20 protein-coding genes are annotated in these 18023 nt (G+C 33.6%); 11 read left to right on the top strand and 9 right to left on the bottom strand.

The genetic code is table 11. The annotated features are described in order from the left end of the window. Positions 1 to 26: 26 nt before the first annotated feature. Entirely contained in the window at positions 27 to 674 is a 648-nt protein-coding gene (locus ACQ0RB_RS02305; RefSeq protein WP_430496210.1) for a response regulator, read from the top strand. A 47-nt stretch (positions 675 to 721) separates the two neighbouring features. Here the strand turns inward: ACQ0RB_RS02305 and ACQ0RB_RS02300 are convergent, their stop codons facing one another. From ACQ0RB_RS02300 to ACQ0RB_RS02285, 4 genes are all read right to left on the bottom strand, one after another. Then, a complete protein-coding gene (locus ACQ0RB_RS02300; protein WP_430496208.1) occupies positions 722 to 2386 on the bottom strand; it encodes an FG-GAP-like repeat-containing protein in 1665 nt (554 codons plus the stop codon). 185 nt (positions 2387 to 2571) lie between these two features. Next, complete coding sequence (locus ACQ0RB_RS02295) at positions 2572 to 3213, bottom strand: viroplasmin family protein (protein ID WP_430496206.1); 642 nt, start codon at positions 3211 to 3213, stop codon at positions 2572 to 2574. 6 nt (positions 3214 to 3219) lie between these two features. Beyond that, on the bottom strand, positions 3220 to 3915 hold the full coding sequence (locus tag ACQ0RB_RS02290) for a cyclase family protein (protein ID WP_430496204.1): 696 nt from the start codon (positions 3913 to 3915) through the stop codon (positions 3220 to 3222). A 10-nt stretch (positions 3916 to 3925) separates the two neighbouring features. Next, positions 3926 to 4492: a phosphoribosylglycinamide formyltransferase gene (locus ACQ0RB_RS02285; RefSeq protein WP_430496203.1), complete on the bottom strand. Its 567-nt coding sequence runs from the start codon at positions 4490 to 4492 to the stop codon at positions 3926 to 3928. 184 nt (positions 4493 to 4676) lie between these two features. On the opposite strand from ACQ0RB_RS02285, the gene ACQ0RB_RS02280 reads away from it, so the two are divergent. From ACQ0RB_RS02280 to pyk, 5 genes are all read left to right on the top strand, one after another. After that, positions 4677 to 4910: an acyl carrier protein gene (locus ACQ0RB_RS02280; protein WP_008269813.1), complete on the top strand. Its 234-nt coding sequence runs from the start codon at positions 4677 to 4679 to the stop codon at positions 4908 to 4910. Between the two features lie 13 nt (positions 4911 to 4923). Then, the gene (gene fabF / locus ACQ0RB_RS02275) at positions 4924 to 6174 is read left to right on the top strand and encodes a beta-ketoacyl-ACP synthase II (protein ID WP_129759883.1); all 1251 of its coding nucleotides are present in this window, start codon (positions 4924 to 4926) and stop codon (positions 6172 to 6174) included. Positions 6175 to 6181: 7 nt separating this feature from the next. Continuing rightward, on the top strand, positions 6182 to 6928 hold the full coding sequence (gene rnc / locus ACQ0RB_RS02270; RefSeq protein ID WP_430496200.1) for a ribonuclease III: 747 nt from the start codon (positions 6182 to 6184) through the stop codon (positions 6926 to 6928). Positions 6929 to 7043: 115 nt separating this feature from the next. Continuing rightward, a complete protein-coding gene (locus ACQ0RB_RS02265) occupies positions 7044 to 7523 on the top strand; it encodes an IPExxxVDY family protein (RefSeq protein WP_131506464.1) in 480 nt (159 codons plus the stop codon). A 3-nt stretch (positions 7524 to 7526) separates the two neighbouring features. Next, positions 7527 to 8969 (top strand): pyruvate kinase, encoded by a 1443-nt coding sequence (pyk, locus tag ACQ0RB_RS02260; RefSeq protein WP_430496198.1) that lies wholly within the window; start codon positions 7527 to 7529, stop codon positions 8967 to 8969. A gap of 207 nt (positions 8970 to 9176) precedes the next feature. Here the strand turns inward: pyk and ACQ0RB_RS02255 are convergent, their stop codons facing one another. Both ACQ0RB_RS02255 and dinB read right to left on the bottom strand, forming a co-directional pair. Continuing rightward, positions 9177 to 9773: a hypothetical protein gene (locus tag ACQ0RB_RS02255; protein WP_129759887.1), complete on the bottom strand. Its 597-nt coding sequence runs from the start codon at positions 9771 to 9773 to the stop codon at positions 9177 to 9179. A 105-nt stretch (positions 9774 to 9878) separates the two neighbouring features. Continuing rightward, complete coding sequence (dinB, locus tag ACQ0RB_RS02250) at positions 9879 to 10988, bottom strand: DNA polymerase IV (RefSeq protein ID WP_430496195.1); 1110 nt, start codon at positions 10986 to 10988, stop codon at positions 9879 to 9881. 90 nt (positions 10989 to 11078) lie between these two features. Between dinB and ACQ0RB_RS02245 the strand changes: the two genes are divergently transcribed. Further along, complete coding sequence (locus ACQ0RB_RS02245) at positions 11079 to 11552, top strand: CYTH domain-containing protein (RefSeq protein ID WP_430496193.1); 474 nt, start codon at positions 11079 to 11081, stop codon at positions 11550 to 11552. Continuing rightward, positions 11549 to 12088, top strand: a complete 540-nt coding sequence (locus ACQ0RB_RS02240) for a YciI family protein (RefSeq protein WP_430496191.1) — start codon at positions 11549 to 11551, stop codon at positions 12086 to 12088. Before ACQ0RB_RS02245 ends, ACQ0RB_RS02240 begins: the two co-directional genes overlap by 4 nt. 55 nt (positions 12089 to 12143) lie before the next feature. Here the strand turns inward: ACQ0RB_RS02240 and ACQ0RB_RS02235 are convergent, their stop codons facing one another. The 3 genes from ACQ0RB_RS02235 to ACQ0RB_RS02225 all read right to left on the bottom strand — a co-directional run bounded on the left by ACQ0RB_RS02235 (position 12144) and on the right by ACQ0RB_RS02225 (position 16232). Continuing rightward, positions 12144 to 12647, bottom strand: coding sequence for a cation transporter (locus ACQ0RB_RS02235; protein ID WP_430496190.1), 504 nt, complete (start codon positions 12645 to 12647; stop codon positions 12144 to 12146). 176 nt (positions 12648 to 12823) lie between these two features. After that, entirely contained in the window at positions 12824 to 14881 is a 2058-nt protein-coding gene (locus ACQ0RB_RS02230; protein ID WP_430496188.1) for a M16 family metallopeptidase, read from the bottom strand. A gap of 22 nt (positions 14882 to 14903) precedes the next feature. Beyond that, on the bottom strand, positions 14904 to 16232 hold the full coding sequence (locus ACQ0RB_RS02225) for a M16 family metallopeptidase (protein ID WP_131506474.1): 1329 nt from the start codon (positions 16230 to 16232) through the stop codon (positions 14904 to 14906). Positions 16233 to 16419: 187 nt separating this feature from the next. On the opposite strand from ACQ0RB_RS02225, the gene ACQ0RB_RS02220 reads away from it, so the two are divergent. The 3 genes from ACQ0RB_RS02220 (at position 16420) to rpmA (ending at position 17926) form a co-directional block, all read left to right on the top strand. Then, entirely contained in the window at positions 16420 to 16875 is a 456-nt protein-coding gene (locus tag ACQ0RB_RS02220) for a DUF4199 domain-containing protein (RefSeq protein ID WP_430496186.1), read from the top strand. 82 nt (positions 16876 to 16957) lie between these two features. Next, entirely contained in the window at positions 16958 to 17623 is a 666-nt protein-coding gene (gene rplU / locus ACQ0RB_RS02215) for a 50S ribosomal protein L21 (RefSeq protein ID WP_262733549.1), read from the top strand. A 42-nt stretch (positions 17624 to 17665) separates the two neighbouring features. After that, complete coding sequence (gene rpmA, locus ACQ0RB_RS02210; protein ID WP_129759897.1) at positions 17666 to 17926, top strand: 50S ribosomal protein L27; 261 nt, start codon at positions 17666 to 17668, stop codon at positions 17924 to 17926. Positions 17927 to 18023: the final 97 nt, after the last annotated feature.

The following is an 18023-nucleotide window of genomic DNA, read 5'->3' as shown; positions in this document are numbered from 1 at the left end:
TAATTATTTTTGAAGAAAAGTAAGATATGCTCAAGTCTAATATTTCGATAATCATTGCTGATGATCACCCAATGATGTTAAAAGGGTTAGAGCAAGAATTAGAACAAGCAGGTTATTCCATATTAGCAACAGCAAAAAATGGAGCTTCTGCAATAGAGCTCATAACAGAGAATCCTCCTAGCGTTGCATTTTTAGATATTGAAATGCCTTTTTTAAATGGTTTTGAAGTTGTAAAGCGTTTAAAAGAACTAAACTTAAAAACGCGCTATGTTATAATGTCTTATCATAAAGAAAAAGGTTTTGTTATGCAGGCCAGAAAAGTAGGTGTTCATGGCTATTTGCTAAAAGAAGATAGCATAACAGAGATAGAACAATGTATAGAGCAAGTTATTCAAGGCAATAATTACTATAGTAAATCTTTTAAAGAAGATTTTGAGCTGCAAACTGAAAAAGAAATGCGAAAAATAGCACTTCTTACACCTTCTGAAAGGACTATTATTAGGCTTGTTTCTCAAGAAAAAACATCACAAGAAATCTGTGATGTTTTAAGCATTTCAAAACGCACTGTAGATAAACACAGAACAAATATTATCGCAAAGCTAGAATTAGAGCCTGTGAGTAATACCCTTTTAGATTGGATTCGATCTCATAAAGAAATTGTACTAGGTTTGTGAATAAGTAACACCTATTAATCTTAAGATTAACAGGCGTTATTTTGTTTTTATTCAATAATGATTTTTTTGGTTATGGTTTGATGTTCAGTGTTTTTTATCGTAAAAAAATAGGTTGAGGTACTTAAACCAGATAAGTCAATATTGATATGGTTGCTATTGTTTCCAGATATAGTTTTTACTAAACGCCCTGATATGTCATATATGTCTATGACTTTTATTGATGAGCCATCCTTTGTTTCTATAGTTATTTTGTCTTTAGTTGGGTTTGGGTATGATGTAATATTTTCATAAAAGTTGCTAATGCCATTCATGCTTAAGGTATTGTTTACATTCTCATACCAAGCAATTTTACCGCTTGAAGCAGATATTATATCTAAATCACCATCATTATCCAAATCTGCGGCATACACATTTCTGGCTCCATTAGCGTTTGTTGTTATTACTTGTTGTGGGCCAAAGTTTCCTAAACCGTCGTTTTCATACCATGCTATTTTAGTGTCGTCTGTTGATGCAGAGATGACATCCATATCGCCATCGCCATCTAAATCGCTACAGTATACTCCGTAAGCAAAATTAGCTTCCGTAACAGATGTTATTTCTTGCATAGCTTGAAAACTGCCATTTCCATTATTTTTAATCCAATGAATACCACTGTATCTGGTAGCTATAATAACATCTTGATAGTTGTCACCGTCTAAATCTGTAATATCTAAACCGAAAATATGAAAGGAGCCAGGAGAGATGGCATATGAATAATCAAAGGTGTTTTCTTCCATTTGTTGGTTCCAATAAACACGGTCTTTAGTGAATATGATATCCATTTTGCCATTATTATTCATGTCTGCAGCACGAATTATAGCTGCGGTACCATTGTTAATTAATTCTTGAGTCCAAGGATTACCATTGTTATTTTTAAACCAATACATTCCACTTGAACTGGAAGGCGTGCATAAAATATCTAAAAAACCATCACCATCAACATCGCTAACATGTAATCTTTTTGTGTATCTAGCTGATGTTGTTACAATTTGTTGAGGTCCAAAATTTCCATTTCCGTCATTTTCATACCAAGCTACTTTATTGTCAACTCTTGATCCTGATATAACATCTATATCGCCATCGTTATCTAAATCGGCGGCATATACAGCCCAAGCTTCGTCCAATTCTGTTGATATTGTTTGTTGAGGTCCAAAATTTCCATTACCATCATTTTTATACCATGCTATTTTGTCGTCAAAAATAGATGCAGAGAGTACATCTATATTACCGTCATTGTCTAAATCGGCAGCAAAGACTGCAAACCCACCAATAAGGTTGTTTATTATTATATTTTCACCATTATCAAAATTTGCAGTACTCAATCCTCCTATTGTAGTGAAAGAAGTAGTATAGTTACCTAGAAAGGTGCTTGCTGATAAAAAAATAAGTTCTCCAGGTTTAAAATGTTGATTAGGGGTAAAAGTTAAGGTGTTAGTCCCAATTCCTGTAATAGTTCCGGGTATTTTTCCTGTAAAAGATCCAAAAACATTTACGTTAATTAAACTAAATGTGTAAGCGTCTATTTCCATATCAAAAGTTATGTATGGGTTTGAGTTTATAGGCACATTAGTTGCATTTAGGCTTGGGTATGTTGTTACAATATTTTGAGAAAGAGTGTTTTTTGTAAATAATATTGTTGCTAACAAAAAAAATAAATAGTATTTGTTTTTCATTGTAATTGATTAATTGTTTTAGCCAACACAATATTAGTCTACAACGTAGAGCTGTGGAATACGTATTTCTAGCAAATAATAAGTATAGTGCGTATTATTTTCTAATTAGAAAAAACGATTTAAAAAAAAAAGAGTTATATGTAAATAGTAATAATCCGTGTGTTACTGTTCAATGGGTTGAGCGTTTACTTGCGGCCAAAATCAGCAGGGATTTCTCCCCAGGCTTTGGTTTCCCATTTAACAATAGTTGTTGTGTAGTGGTTTTCTTTTAACCATTTTACTGCTCTGTCTACTAAATCAAAAACAGGTTTATTTTTTGAGTTGCGTTCTAATTTAGAATTACACATTTTCTTTCGTACCCAACTCATTGCAGTTTTAGAATCGGTATATATAATGCGGTCACTATTATGTTGTTTTAAAAATGCCAATCCGTGAACAATAGCTAAAAACTCACCAATATTATTTGTGCCTTCATCAAAAGGTCCTTGAATAAAGAGTTGTTTTTTTGTTTTGGTATCTACACCTCGATATTCCATTATACCAGGGTTTCCTGAAGAGGCAGCATCAACAGAGATAGAGTTGTAATTAGGCTGACCTATTTTTTTTAATTGTTCTTCAGAGAGTTCACTTTTAAATGTTTTGTTTTTTCCTACGTAGTCAAAATAATTACCTTTTAAAGCCTTTTTAGCGGCTTCAAATGTGGGAAACGATTTGTACTGTGCGCCTTGAAAATCTTTTATTTGAGCTTTGCAATCATCCCAAGACTCAAAAACACCTGTGTGGTGACCTTTCCAAACTGTGTAGTATTTTTTCTTTTTCTTGGACATGAACTACTAATTTTCAAAAACAGCAACAGCTCTTACAGGAGAACCTGTTCCTCCTTTAATTTTTAAAGGTAAGGCAATAAAACGAAATCTTTTTCTTCCTATTAACTTATATAAATTAACCATGTTTTCATAGTGCGTAAAGCCTAATTCACCACAAATATGATGTACTTCTTTGTTCGAAATTCCTGAAACACCTGGAGACATTGTTTCCACTCCAAAAGCAGCAATTTTTTGATTTCCCAACCATCTGGCTGTTTCTGCACTAACACCTGGTCCTTTGCTCCAGTTTTCCGTTCCAAATGCTTTTCTATAATGGTCAGTATAAATTAATACAGTATCATTTTTTTTAATACTTACGCCTTGCTTTTTACAAGCAGTTTCCAAATCGCTTATTTCAATTAATTCTCTAAAAGATTTGTGAGAAAGGTCTAAGCAAATACCTTCGGTATAAAACATTGATAAAGGCATTGTGTCGATAGACTGACCTTTATATTGTTTTGCCATGTGGTTTAAAGCGTCAACATGAGTGCCTGTATGCTCGCCCAATTCTAGTTTATGTACAGCAGGCGTTTTGGTTTTAGAATCAAAATCGCCATCCCAATCTTCGTGGGTGTTATGAACAGACATTTTTACTTGAGGCAAATCTTTATAAACAGGCATACCTTCATAAATGTCTTGGCTTAAATCTATAATTTCAGTCATTGCCTTAGTATTATGGCTTTAATAAGTCTTCAACTACTTTTGGAAAATGCTCCATTTCAAGCTCATGAATTTTTGCCGCTACAGCTTCGGCAGTATCAGATGATTCTACGCTACATTTAGCCTGAAAAATAATAGCACCTTCATCATAGTTTTCGTTAACATAATGAATGGTAATACCAGTTTCGGTTTCGTTATTTGCCACAACAGCTTCATGAACGTGCATACCATACATGCCTTTTCCTCCATATTTAGGCAATAAAGCAGGATGTATATTAATGACTTTATTAGGGAAATGCTGTAAAATATGCTCAGGAAACTTCCATAAAAAACCAGCTAGTATTATTAAGTCTGGTTGAGTAGCTTTTAGAATATTAAGGACATCATCGGTTTTTGAGAAAGCAACTCTGTTGAATGATAAAGCGCTAACGCTCAGGTTTTTTGCGCGTTCTAGTACTTTGGCATGAGGATTGTTGGTCAACACCTGAATAACAGACGCATTATCTCTGTTGTGAAAAAACTTAATTAAATTTTCAGCATTGGTTCCACTTCCGGACGCAAAAATTACAATACGTTTCATTTACAGATATAATGTTAGGATTATTCGAAACAAAAAAAAGAATAATTATTAACAATTAGAAGCCAAAATAGAAATACTTAAAAGTAATTTTAGTAAATTACATTCACATTTTTAAAGTAAAGATGTGTATTAAATAAAGTTTTTTTATTTTTGCGCTCTAATTAAAACTTAAAATTTAAAAATTATGTCAGACATTGCATCAAGAGTAAAAGCGATTATCGTAGACAAATTAGGTGTTGATGAGAACGAAGTTGTAACTGAAGCAAGCTTCACAAACGATTTAGGAGCAGATTCATTAGACACTGTAGAATTAATTATGGAATTCGAAAAGGAATTTGATATCCAAATTCCAGATGATCAAGCTGAGAACATTGCAACAGTTGGTCAAGCTATCTCATATATAGAAGAAGCAAAATAATTCACGTTAATTTATGGAATTAAGGCGAGTTGTAGTTACTGGGTTAGGTGCACTTACTCCTATAGGCAATACCAAAGATCAATATTGGGAAGGCTTATTACAAGGAAAAAGTGGTGCAGCACCTATAACATATTTTGATACTGAAAAGTTCAAAACCAAATTCGCTTGCGAATTAAAAAACTTTAACGCTACCGATTTTCTTGACAGAAAAGAAGCTAGAAAGATGGACAGATTTACGCAATATGCAATGGTAGCTTCTGATGAAGCTATTGCAGATGCGAAACTAGATCTTGAGGCTGTTGATAAATTGAAAGTTGGAGTTATTTGGGGAGCAGGTATTGGAGGTTTGGAAACATTCCAGGACGAAGTACTAAACTTTGCAGCTGGAGATGGAACACCAAGATTTAATCCATTTTTCATCCCAAAAATGATTGCAGATATTGCTCCAGGAAACATATCTATTAAACATGGATTTATGGGTCCTAATTACACAACAGTATCTGCCTGTGCATCCTCTGCCAATGCTATGATTGATGCTTTAAACTATATTCGTTTAGGGCACTGTGATGTTATAGTAACTGGTGGTAGTGAAGCAGCAGTAACCATTGCTGGAATGGGTGGTTTTAATGCTATGCATGCATTATCAACAAGAAACGAAAGTCCTGAAACCGCTTCAAGACCTTTTGACGCAACCAGAGATGGTTTTGTATTAGGAGAAGGCGCAGGAGCAATAATTCTTGAAGAGTATGAGCATGCTAAAGCAAGAGGTGCAAAAATATATGCTGAAGTTATTGGAGGCGGATTGTCTTCAGATGCGCATCATATGACAGCTCCTCACCCTGAAGGTATAGGTGTAATGGCTGTAATGAGAAATTGTTTAGATAATGCTGGTATAAACCCTGAAGAAGTTGATCATATCAACACGCATGGTACATCAACACCTCTTGGAGATGTTGCTGAACTTAAAGCGATTTCGGAAGTGTTTGGTGACCACGCAAAACACATCAATATTAACTCTACTAAGTCCATGACTGGACATTTACTTGGAGCTGCAGGAGCTATCGAGTCTATTGCCGCTATTTTAGCAATAGAACATGGTGTAGTGCCTCCAACAATAAACCACGAAGTAGTAGATGAAACTATTGATCCTGAATTAAATTTAACATTAAATAAAGCTCAAAAAAGAGACGTTAAAGTTGCTATGAGTAATACATTTGGATTTGGAGGTCACAATGCTTGTGTATTATTTAAAAAATTAGATTAATTCCTGAATGAATTACATTCGTAACATATTAAATTCCCGTTCTAACGATAACGGGAATTTTTTTTTGCAACTAAAAAATATTCTAGGGTTTAAACCCAAAAACAAGAACTACTACATTACTGCATTTACCCATCGTTCTATGAATATAAAGGACAAAAAAGGAAATGCAATTAACTATGAAAGACTAGAGTTTGTTGGCGATGCCATGTTAAGCTCAGTAATAGCTGCTTATCTTTTTAGCGAAGTTCCTCATGGAGATGAAGGCTATCTTACAAAAATGCGTTCTAAAATTGTAAGTAGAGAACACCTTAACGAATTGGGTAAAGAGCTTAATTTAATTGACTTTGTAGAAAGCAAAATTTCAAAATCCAATTTTGGTAATAACATTCATGGTAATCTTTTTGAAGCCTTAGTTGGAGCCATATTTTTAGACAGAGGTTATAGATACTGCGAAAAATTTATTTTTAAAAGAGTAATTAATCCGCATGTTGATATTGAAACCCTAGAAGGTAAGGTTATTAGCTACAAAAGCTTACTTATTGAGTGGTGCCAAAAAGAAAAAAAGACCTTTGACTACAATGTCTATGAAGACACAGGAAACGATAGCCTAAAACACTTTTCGGTTAAGTTATCTATAGACGATAAAGTGGTGGCAAAGGCAAGAGCAACTTCAAAAAAGAAAGCCGAAGAAAAAGCTTCAAAACGTGCTTTTTTTGCGTTTCAAAATAAAATTACCAAATTTTTTAACGAATAATTAGACGCTTGTAAAAATTCAAACGTTTTCGTTAACAGGTCTTGATAAGATTAATGTTAACTTCATTTTTTAATTATTATATTATACTATATTTACATCGTATAGTTGATTAATTATGGCATTGCATAAATTACTTGTTGACGATTTCTATGATGCTTCTTTCACGCTTTTAGCTATTCATTGCAGACTGGAAGATTATAGATTGGCTTATCTTCTTAATAAAAATTTAGAGATAAATTTAGAGCGTAAACCACAAGATTTAGACTACAAGTATTTTTCGGCATCTTACTCTATTTATGAGTGGGAAGACAAAGAACAATACACTACTTGGAATCTTATGTCCAACGTGTGTAAAAAAGAAGAAGACAGCCTGCAAAGTACAGGATCTTTATTTGAAGCTCAAGGCAAAGTCTTAAAAACATATCACCTATTACCAGAATTGAAAAACGTTGACTATCTGTTTAAAATAGATAATGACACCCAATATTTAAACGAGAAAATAATTCTCAATAAAATACAGTCTATACCACAAGTTATCACAGCTTACAGTGTAGATGTAGAACAACTAAAATCTAAAGACCACTTAATTTTTTAATTAATGCCAAAAAGAAAGAAAACCAAAATAGTAGCAACATTAGGACCAGCAACCAGTACAAAAGATGTTTTAAAAGGCATGCTTGAGGAAGGTGTTGATGTGTTTAGAATTAACTTTTCACATGCCGACTATAAAGATGTTGAACAGCGTATAAAAATGATAAGAGAGCTTAACGATGAGTTTGGATACAATGCAGCCATTTTAGGTGATTTGCAAGGACCTAAACTTCGTGTTGGCGTAATGAAAGGCGAAGTCATCGTTAATGAAGGTGACGAAATTATTTTTGCAACCGGAAAACGTTTTGAAGGCACAAAAGAACGTGTTTACATGACTTATGATAGTTTTCCACAAGATGCAAAACCAGGAGAGCGCATACTTTTAGACGACGGAAAATTAATTTTTGAAGTGGTTTCAACCGATAAAAAATCGGAAGTAAAAGCACGCGTTATTCAAGGTGGACCCTTAAAATCTAAAAAAGGCGTTAACCTTCCTAACACTAATATTTCACAACCTGCACTTACTGAAAAGGATATTGAAGACGCAATTTTTGCAATAAAAATGCAAGTAGATTGGATTGCGTTATCGTTTGTGCGTCATGCTGAAGATTTAATTCAGCTCGAAGAACTTATCAAAGAGCATAGCAAACATAAAATTCCAATTATAGCTAAAATTGAAAAACCTGAAGCTGTTGAGAATATCGATAAAATTGTTGCTTATTGCGACGGATTAATGGTAGCTCGTGGTGATTTAGGTGTAGAAATTCCTGCCGAGGAAGTTCCGCTTATCCAAAAGCAATTGGTATTACGAGCAAAACGTGCAAGAATTCCTGTAATTATTGCTACGCAAATGATGGAAACCATGATTTCTAGTTTAACACCAACACGTGCTGAGGTTAACGATGTGGCAAACTCGGTTATGGATGGAGCAGATGCAGTAATGCTTTCAGGAGAAACATCGGTTGGGAGTTATCCAGTGCAAGTTATTAGGCAAATGGCAAACATTATTAGAAGTGTTGAAGATTCGCCACTTATACAAGTACCACAATCGCCACCACACATTCGTACCAAGCGTTACATTACAAAATCTATTTGCTACCACGCAGCACACATGGCAAACGAAATTGATGCCAAAGCCATTTCTACATTAACCAATAGTGGTTACACAGCGTTTCAAATTTCGGCTTGGAGACCAAGTTCTCACATCTTGGTATTTACATCCAACAAACGTATTTTAACACAATTAAGCTTGCTTTGGGGAGTTAAAGCGTTTTATTACGACAAGTTTGTAAGTACAGATGAAACCATTGAAGACGTCAACGCTATTGCCTGTAAAAAAGGCTATCTAGAAACAGGAGATATGCTGGTAAGTCTAGCTGCAATGCCTATACAAGAAAAAGGTATGGTAAACACACTAAGAGTTACTGAAATTACAAGCTGTAGTTTTTAAACTATTTTTTGGGCGTTACCACAAGGGTCGCGCTTTCCGCAGTCGCTCTCTCTGAGGAGCTCCAACAATGCTGCAATCGCTAACGCAAACAAAAAAGCCACTGAAAATTTTCAGTGGCTTTTTTATTTTAGGAATATAGTAGTTTGTTATTGAATCCTGATTAGGAATTTAGCTGCAATGAACCATACACGTTATTGTAAAACGTTTTTATTCAATAAATTTCATTTCAAATATTACATAGTGTTTTATTCCAAATTCTTTTCCCCAGTCTTCTACATTTTTTCCGCTATCATCTACATCACACCAAAACTTAAATCCATCCTTTTCGTAAGGTAAAATGTATGTCAAAAAATAGAAGTTTTTTCCGTATTCAATTTTTTCTCTAACTCCTGTATTCCTCAAACTGTAGTCATCAGACATTATCGCATCATACTTTTTCTTTATAACAAACTTTGGAAATCGAAACCATAATTTGAGTTTCGGTTCGTCTGTTCTTTTTGCCATTACTTTTAATTTAAGAGTATCGGATTTTACTTCAGAGTTCTTTGGGTATTTTGAAGTATTTATGATTGTATCAGTACTTTTTATTTTTCCGTCCCACATTTCTTTTACTGTAAGGATAAAGCTTTTATCTGTAATGTCTTTTCCAGTAAATTTTATTTTCCAAAAGTCAATACTTTCAAAATTGAGCATATCAGACACATCCTGATTTTCAGAGGAATATTCAGTTGTCATTTTTACATCTTGACCATAAATTAAATTAGTTAAAAAAAGAAAAATTAGAAAGGGTTTAATTCTATTCATTCGGTTTCGTTTAAATGTTTTACAATAATAAATATATGGATTGTTTTAACTAAACATATCACAATTAAACGAAGGTCGACTATTTTTTTGATAAAGTCAAACACCTTAAAACTCAAACTGCAATTGTACACTCACTGCTTTTTCGGGTGTTTTTACAGTGCTTTTTTTAGAGGTTTCAGTATTTAAATTAGATAACGAAATACCCAATAAACGCACTGAATTGCTCAACTTGTCTTGGTACAATAAATCTTTAGCAGTCTCTAAAATTATACTCTTGTCACTAATAAAATAAGGTAAAGTTTTACTACGTGTTTGTAGTGTAAAATCGCTGTATTTTATTTTTAAGGTGACGGTTTTTCCTGCAACAGAGCTTTTGTTTAAACGTCGCGCTACTTCTTCAGCAATATGGTCTAGTTTTTCAAGCATAAACACTTCAGAAGACAGGTTTTCACTAAAGGTACGTTCAGCAGCTAAAGACTTTCTGGTTCTATTTGGCTTTACTTCGCTGTTATGAATGCCTCTAACCACATAGTAATAGTAACGACCAGATTTACCAAAATGCGCATCTAGATATTCCAGCGATTTTGCTTTTAAATCCTTTCCTGTAAAAATGCCTTTTTGGTACATTTTTTCGGCAGTAACTTTACCAACGCCATAAAATTTTCTAATGTCAAGAGCTTCTAAAAACTCAAGCACTTCTTCAGGATTCACGGTTTTTTGTCCGTTAGGTTTGTTGTAGTCGCTTGCTACTTTTGCAATAAATTTATTGATAGAAATCCCAGCAGAAGCAGTTAAACCAACTTCATTAAAAATACGTTGCCTTATGTCTTTAGCAATAAGTGTTGCGCTTGGGTGTCCTTTTTTGTTTTGGGTAACATCTAGATAAGCTTCATCAAGCGATAACGGTTCTACCAAATCGGTATAATCATGAAAAATTTTCCTGATTTTTTTAGAAATTTCATGGTAGCGATTAAAACGCGGACGCACAAAAATAAGCTCAGGACAAAGACGTCTTGCTTTAACACCACTCATAGCACTTCTTACACCAAATGTTCTGGCTTCATAGCTTGCAGCACTTACAACACCACGTTTACTACTACCACCAACAGCAATGGGTTTACCTTTTAATTCAGGATTGTCCATTTGCTCTACAGATGCATAAAAAGCATCCATATCTACATGAATAATCTTTCGTATTGGTAAATCGTTTTGCATAGTGTAAATTTACTAATTCCTGCGAAGGCAGGAATCCCAAAATTTGTATTTTAAAGCGTGAATTGATATCCTGCTCATTTAGTCAAAACTATGATTGAAATAGAACGTAAATTTTTAGTAACTTCTCATGCGTTTAAAAACCAAGCGCATTCAAAAACGCATATAGTACAAGGGTTTTTAAATACTGACAAAGCACGAACAGTTAGAGTAAGACTCAAAGGTGATAAAGGTGTATTGACTGTAAAAGGACCATCTACAAGTGATGGATTATCGCGTTTTGAATGGGAAAAAGACATCGATAAAACAGATGCTGAAGCGCTTTTAAAACTGTGTGAAAAAGGAGTGATTGACAAAATACGTTACGAGATTGCAGTTGCAAAACATATCTTTGAAGTTGATGAATTTTTTGGAGATAATAAAGGCTTAATTATTGCCGAAGTTGAACTAAACTCCAAAGATGAGTATTTTGAAAAACCCGATTGGTTAGGAGAAGAAGTAACAGGAGACATTAAATATTATAATTCACAAATAAGCAAAAAACCATACAACACCTGGAAGTTATGAAAAGACTATTACCATTGTGCATTGTAGCATTATTATATGTTGCATGCAAAGAAGAGCCTAAACAAACCACTACTGAAATAGAAGAACCTATTGAAGCTATTGAGGACTCAACCATAATTGAAGTAGAGGAAGAAGTAGTACCTGAAAAATCTATTAGTGAGTTAAAATCTGAACTTGCAGCAAAAGGGTTTAAGACCTTTGATTATGTTGATGCGAAAACGCAAGACACTATACTTATGCAACAGTATTTTATTGCTTTTTTAAAGCGTGGTACAATACGTAATCAAAATGAAGAGGAAGCTGCGATTTTACAAGAAGAGCATTTAGCACATTTACAAAAAATGTACGATTTAGGTTATGCTGATATTTCAGGACCTTTTGGTGACGATGGAGATATAAGAGGTATTACCATATATAATGTGCCAACACAAAAAATGGCCGACAGTTTAGCAAATGCAGACCCAATGGTACAAGCAGGACGATTGGAAATTGAAATCCATCCTTGGTGGGCAGCAAAAGGGTTTCCTTTACGATAATAAAAAAAGCCACTCATTTTGAGTGGCTTTTTATTTATAACTTAGTATTTTAAAGTTACGCTTTCTTTTTATCTGCGCAACATGCCATTTTACAGTCTTCAGCACAAGCTTTTTTAGCGTCTTCGGTTTTATCAGCACAACATGCCATTTTGCAATCTGCTTTACAAGCTTTTTCGTTAGAGAATGATTCAACCGTTTTCATGTCATTAACTTTGTACATGTCTCCTGCTTTAGCAACCGCTTCTTCTAAAGAGTTAGGAGTTACTTTAGCTTCATCATACTCTACCATTGCTAAATGCTTGTCAAAATCTACAGTAGCAGACTTTACACCTTCTACTTTTGCAAGTTTCTTTTCAATAGTTTTTGCACAACCAATTGCACATGTCATACCTTCAATACCAAACTCAGCTTTAGCATAAGTTGCATTAGGATCTAGTTTTACTGAAGTTTCTTCAATAGTAGTATCTACAGTTTTAACTTCAGGCTTAGCATCGTTTTTACAAGACACTATAAAAAGTGCTAAAACAGAGACAACTAATATATTTTTTATTGTTTTCATAATGAATTAAATTTTTCTCCTTTAGGGTATTTATTGTGTTTTAATTTGAAACAAATCTAATAAATATTGCTGTTTTTAGTGAAATAATTAACGAATTTTGTGATTTACAGCAATATTGCATAAAAAAAACCGAAGTGTATAAACTTCGGTTTTTAAAAAATTATTTAAAGACTTAATTAGTCAAAATCAGCATCAGATACGCCTTCGTTGATTTTAACTTCTTTAAGTTTAAACTCAATAACTTGTCCCATTTGACTTCCAGATCTAACTCCAGGAAACTTTAATCCTTCAATTAACTGGTAGTCTTTTAAATCGGTTTCTTGACTTTGAGTTTGACCTTGCATATTAGTTGTTTGAATCTCTTTTACTTTTAATCCAGTTTCAACATCATAAAAATACGTTAGAGAAATTACTTCTCCTGAAACTTCAACTCTATAAGCATCTTTACCATCAATAGACTCAATTCCAGCTAATTTTACATTATCAGCATTAAGCATATTTAATTCTGGGAATAAACCAGCCATAATGCTCATGTCTTTAGCCATATTTTCTGGTAATGGGTTTTTGTTCATTGTAACTTTTTCTTGAGTCATTACAACAGCCATCATAGGGCTACCATTCATAGAAATGCTTTGAGAAGCTTTTCCATCAAGACGTTTTTCTTCACTTACAATAGTTGCTCCCATTGCTGATGCTTCGTAAGAGACTAATATAGAGTTAGTAGATTCAATTTTTGCTTTTCCACCAACAGCTTCTAAATAGTCATTAATAACTTTTTTAGCATCTACACCTTCAGGCATTGCTATATCATAGTTTGGTTTTTCAACAGGGTTTGCATATGCATCGTAATATTTAATTGGAATACCTGTTTTTTCAAGGTTTTCTAAAACATCACTTCCTTTACCTACAACTACTACACGAGCATTTTCAGTTTTAAAGTATTTGTTAGATACTCTTTGTACGTCTTCAACAGTTACATCGTTGATTTTTTGAAGATAAGTAGTATAAAAATCTTTAGGTAAGTTGTTTAACTTAATGTTTAAAGCATAGTTAGCCACAGTTTGTGGTTGCTCTAATCCCATAATAAAGTTACCAACATATTTTGCCTTAGCGTCTCTAAGTGTTTGTGGGTCTACAGGTTCAGTTTTAATACGATTGATTTCTTTTAATGCTTCAACTACAGCACTATCAGTTACCATGTTTCTAACTTTAGCAGAAGCGTTGAAACGTCCTAAACCATATCTGCTAGCTCCAAGACTAGAGTAAGCTCCATAAGTATATCCATGCTCTTCACGAAGGTTTTTAAACAAATAACCTTCTCCACCACCACCTAAGATGTTGTTTGCAATTAAAGCTGCATGATAATCTTTATCATTCATTTTTAAATCAACATTGTTAGTTACAGTAATGCTTGATTGTGTAGCTGTTGGGAAATCTACAAAATTGATTTGAGTGTATTGCGCATTTGGAGCAGCAGGAAGGACTTTATTAGAAACGTCAATAGATTTTTCCCATCCATCAAAGTGAGCTTCAATTTGCTTTTTAATAGTTCTGTAGTCAATATCACCTATAACAACTAAATAAGCGTTGTTAGGATTAAAATACTTTTCATAAAAAGCAACTACATCTCCAAAAGTTATATTGTTAATAGTTTCTTCAGTTATGTATTCACCATAAGCATGATTTTTTCCATAAGCTAGTACGTTACGTACACGACTACTAATAGCGTCAATACTTTTTTCTTCTTGTTTTAGGCTTTCAATTAGTTTTACTTTTTCTTTTTCAAACTCCTCTTCAGTTAATAAAGGATTAATTGCAGCATCTGCCATTAATTCTAAAACACGATCAGAGTATTTTGATAAAGAGCTAGCGAATCCACCACTAAACCCAAAGTTAAGACTAGCACCTAAAAAGTCTATTTCTTCATTAAACTCATCTTTAGAAATAGAAGTAGTACCATTTCCTAACATGCTCCCTAAGATGCTTTCTACACCTGCTTTTTGACCAGTAGCTATTGGGTTGTTGTCAATACGTAATGAATACGATACTCTTGGTAATTTATGATTTTCAACAACCAATACTTTTAATCCGTTTTTTAATTCAAACTCACTAGGAACTTCCAACGAAATTTTTGGTTCTGGTCCTGCTTTAGGTGGTTTAGAACGGTCAATTTGAGCAGTAACACTTACTGTCACAAAAAACAGTACAATTAATACAGATAGTTTTGTTTTCATGTTATTATATATCGTTTTCATCTTAGTTTTCGTCTTTTTGAGGTAAGTATTCCAATTCTACACGCTGATTAGGGCTAAGATATTTTTTTGCCACATCACGAATTTCTTCTCTAGTAATTGATCTGTAAATATCAATTTCTTTATTGATTAAATTTACATCTCCATAAAGTAAGTAGTAGGTAGCTAATGAGCTTGCAATACCTGCAATACTTGAGTTAGAGTTTACAAATTGATTTTCAAATTGATTGATAAGTTTTTGGTAATCACGCTCAGAGATTAATTCAGTTTGCATTACAGCAATTTCCTCATCCATTTCAGTTAAAAGTGTTGTTAAATCAACTTCTCCTAATGGAATAGCAAATAAAGCAAATACACTGTAATCCATTTGACCAAGGTTTACAGCTTGTACAGCTAAAGCTTGTTTTTGTTCGTCAACCAACTTTTTGTACAACACAGAACTTTTCCCTCCACTTAAGTAAGAAGAAATCATGTCTAAAACATAAGCATCTCTTGTTCCAAAACCAGGAGTTCTGTAAGTAGCTATAATTGCTGGTACTTGAATGTTTTTGTCAAATGCTTGAGCTTTAATAGTTTCAGTAATTGGAGTTTCTTTAGGGAAGTTTCTTACTACTTCAGGACCTCTTTTTACTTCACTGAAATAATCGCTAACCATTTTCTTGGTTTTATTAATGTCAATGTCTCCAGCAACAACTAAAACCGCATTATTTGGTCCATAATAATCTTTGAAATACTGATTAAACTCTTCTAATGTAGAAGCGTCTAAATCTTCCATGTAGCCAATATTAGGGTCTTTGTATGGGTGAACTTTAAACAAGTTTGATCCAATAGCCTCTAAAATTCCACCATAAGGAGCATCATAACGTTGGCGCTTTTCTTCTTTTACAACTTCGTTTTGAGTATCAACACCTACTTGGTCAATAACTGGGTGAAGCATTCTTTCAGACTCTAACCATAATCCTAACTCCAATTTGTTTGAAGGAAAAATTTCATAGTAGTACGTTCTGTCTTGAGAAGTATTAGCGTTAAATGTACCACCATTTGCAGGAATAATTTTCATAAATTCCCCACGCTCAATGTTTTCAGACCCTTCAAATAAAAGGTGCTCAAAAAAGTGTGCAAACCCTGTACGAGGTGCATCAGGAGTTCCTCCAACATCTTTTCCACCTACGTTGTACATAACTGAGGTGATAACAACTGGAGCAGTATTATCTTGATGCAAAATAACGTGCAATCCGTTATCTAGATCAAATTCTTCAAATTCAACTTCTTGTGCAGATGTAGCAAAACCAGCCAATACAAATGCAGCTAAAGTAAATAAGCTTTTTTTCATTGTGAGTTTGTTTTTAGTTTATAATATAAATTGTAAGTCTTCGAGTTGCGAAAAATGTTACAAGTTTCACAAAAATAGTAAATCATACCACGCATTGTGTGAAATAAATGTAAAAAAGAGATATAAAATTATTTATATACGCAAATTTTCACGAAATTTAAAGGACTTGATTTCAAACATTTATATTATGAAAACATCTTTTTCGGTAGCATTAAAATATGGAATTTTTATTGCGGTAACTTTAATAGCCTATTTTTTGTTTGTAAGATTGTTTAATCTTCATGAGAATATTTGGTTAAGACTTTTTAATGGGCTTATTATGGCCTCGGGTATTTATTACGGCATAAAATATTATAAGTTATCTGTTAGTGACAGCTTTACTTATATTGACGGTTTTAAAACAGGATTAATTACAGGTTTTGTAGGAACAGTTTTATTTACAGCTTTTATGGCTATTTACATGTTTCATATTGACCCAAAATTTACTGAAGCGCTTTTAGGAGAATGGTTTAGTAACTATGGAGAAGGCACTGGAATTTTAGTGTTTATTATCTTAATTGAAGGATTGGCTTCAACCGTTGTGCTCACCTTAACATTCATGCAATTACTCAAAAAAAGCTATAATATCTCTCAAAAAGCATAAAAGGTTTGTAGATTAAAGATTTAGGCGTATATTTGCACTCATTTTTGAGTAAAATTATTAACACAAACTTAAACGTTACGCTATGTACGCAATTGTAGAGATAGCAGGGCATCAATTTAAAGTTGAAAAAGACCAAAAAGTTTTTGTTAACCGTTTAGCAACAGAAGAAGGTGAGAAAGTTTCTTTCGATAACGTTCTTTTAATTGGTGATGGTAACAATGTAACTGTAGGCGCCCCAGCTATAGACGGAGCTCAAGTAGGAGCAAAAGTCGTTAAGCACCTAAAAGGTGATAAAGTTATTGTTTTCAAAAAGAAAAGAAGAAAAGGTTACCGTGTAAAAAATGGTCACAGACAAGCCTTATCTGAAATCGTTATTGAAAGCATCGTAGCTTCAGGAGCTAAGCCAGCTAAAAAAGCTGAGAAAGCTGCTCCAAAAAAAGAAACTAAAAAAGCTGAACCTAAAGTAGAAGCTAAAGCTGCACCAAAAAAAGCAGCAGGAAAAGCTGACGATTTAAAGAAAATCGAAGGTATTGGTCCAAAAATCGCTGAAACTTTAATTGAAGCTGGTATTGCAACTTATGCAGATTTAGCAAAAGCTAAACCTGAGCAAATTTCAGAAATCATCGCAGAAGTTCGTGGTAGTCATGTACCAGACACTTGGCCAAAGCAAGCTAAATTAGCAGCTGATGGAAAATGGGATGAATTAAAAGAATTACAAGACAAATTAGATGGTGGTATAGAAAAATAATTTCTGTATCATTTAATATTAACAATATAAAACCTTAATACAATGGCTCATAAAAAAGGAGTAGGTAGTTCCAAGAACGGTAGAGAATCAGAATCGAAACGATTAGGTGTTAAGATTTTTGGTGGTCAAGCTGCTGTAGCTGGAAACATCATCGTAAGACAAAGAGGTACAGCTCACAATCCAGGAGAGAATGTGTATGCTGGGAAAGACCACACTTTACACGCTAAAGTAGATGGTATTGTAAAGTTTGAAAAGAAAAAAGGTGGTAAATCTTACGTTTCTGTAGAACCTTTCGAGGCTTAAGAAACAGTTCTTTTAAAAAATTAAAGCGGCTAGATGTATTTCTAAGCCGCTTTTTTATTTCATAACATTAATATCATACAAACAATAAGTTTGGGTA

It is taken from the genome of Gaetbulibacter sp. PBL-D1, from assembly GCF_050509525.1.
Taxonomy (GTDB): Bacteria; Bacteroidota; Bacteroidia; order Flavobacteriales; family Flavobacteriaceae; genus Gaetbulibacter_B; species Gaetbulibacter_B jejuensis.
The sequence above is the reverse complement of the archived record's forward strand: the minus strand, read 5'-3'. Positions and strand labels throughout refer to the sequence as shown.

Coding starts and splice junctions, on each gene's coding strand:
- ACQ0RB_RS02305 (WP_430496210.1), top strand. CDS start 27: ATGCTCAAGTCTAATATTTCGATAATCATTGCTGATGATCACCCAATG.
- ACQ0RB_RS02300 (WP_430496208.1), bottom strand. CDS start 2,386: ATGAAAAACAAATACTATTTATTTTTTTTGTTAGCAACAATATTATTT.
- ACQ0RB_RS02295 (WP_430496206.1), bottom strand. CDS start 3,213: ATGTCCAAGAAAAAGAAAAAATACTACACAGTTTGGAAAGGTCACCAC.
- ACQ0RB_RS02290 (WP_430496204.1), bottom strand. CDS start 3,915: ATGACTGAAATTATAGATTTAAGCCAAGACATTTATGAAGGTATGCCT.
- ACQ0RB_RS02285 (WP_430496203.1), bottom strand. CDS start 4,492: ATGAAACGTATTGTAATTTTTGCGTCCGGAAGTGGAACCAATGCTGAA.
- ACQ0RB_RS02280 (WP_008269813.1), top strand. CDS start 4,677: ATGTCAGACATTGCATCAAGAGTAAAAGCGATTATCGTAGACAAATTA.
- fabF (WP_129759883.1), top strand. CDS start 4,924: ATGGAATTAAGGCGAGTTGTAGTTACTGGGTTAGGTGCACTTACTCCT.
- rnc (WP_430496200.1), top strand. CDS start 6,182: ATGAATTACATTCGTAACATATTAAATTCCCGTTCTAACGATAACGGG.
- ACQ0RB_RS02265 (WP_131506464.1), top strand. CDS start 7,044: ATGGCATTGCATAAATTACTTGTTGACGATTTCTATGATGCTTCTTTC.
- pyk (WP_430496198.1), top strand. CDS start 7,527: ATGCCAAAAAGAAAGAAAACCAAAATAGTAGCAACATTAGGACCAGCA.
- ACQ0RB_RS02255 (WP_129759887.1), bottom strand. CDS start 9,773: ATGAATAGAATTAAACCCTTTCTAATTTTTCTTTTTTTAACTAATTTA.
- dinB (WP_430496195.1), bottom strand. CDS start 10,988: ATGCAAAACGATTTACCAATACGAAAGATTATTCATGTAGATATGGAT.
- ACQ0RB_RS02245 (WP_430496193.1), top strand. CDS start 11,079: ATGATTGAAATAGAACGTAAATTTTTAGTAACTTCTCATGCGTTTAAA.
- ACQ0RB_RS02240 (WP_430496191.1), top strand. CDS start 11,549: ATGAAAAGACTATTACCATTGTGCATTGTAGCATTATTATATGTTGCA.
- ACQ0RB_RS02235 (WP_430496190.1), bottom strand. CDS start 12,647: ATGAAAACAATAAAAAATATATTAGTTGTCTCTGTTTTAGCACTTTTT.
- ACQ0RB_RS02230 (WP_430496188.1), bottom strand. CDS start 14,881: ATGAAAACAAAACTATCTGTATTAATTGTACTGTTTTTTGTGACAGTA.
- ACQ0RB_RS02225 (WP_131506474.1), bottom strand. CDS start 16,232: ATGAAAAAAAGCTTATTTACTTTAGCTGCATTTGTATTGGCTGGTTTT.
- ACQ0RB_RS02220 (WP_430496186.1), top strand. CDS start 16,420: ATGAAAACATCTTTTTCGGTAGCATTAAAATATGGAATTTTTATTGCG.
- rplU (WP_262733549.1), top strand. CDS start 16,958: ATGTACGCAATTGTAGAGATAGCAGGGCATCAATTTAAAGTTGAAAAA.
- rpmA (WP_129759897.1), top strand. CDS start 17,666: ATGGCTCATAAAAAAGGAGTAGGTAGTTCCAAGAACGGTAGAGAATCA.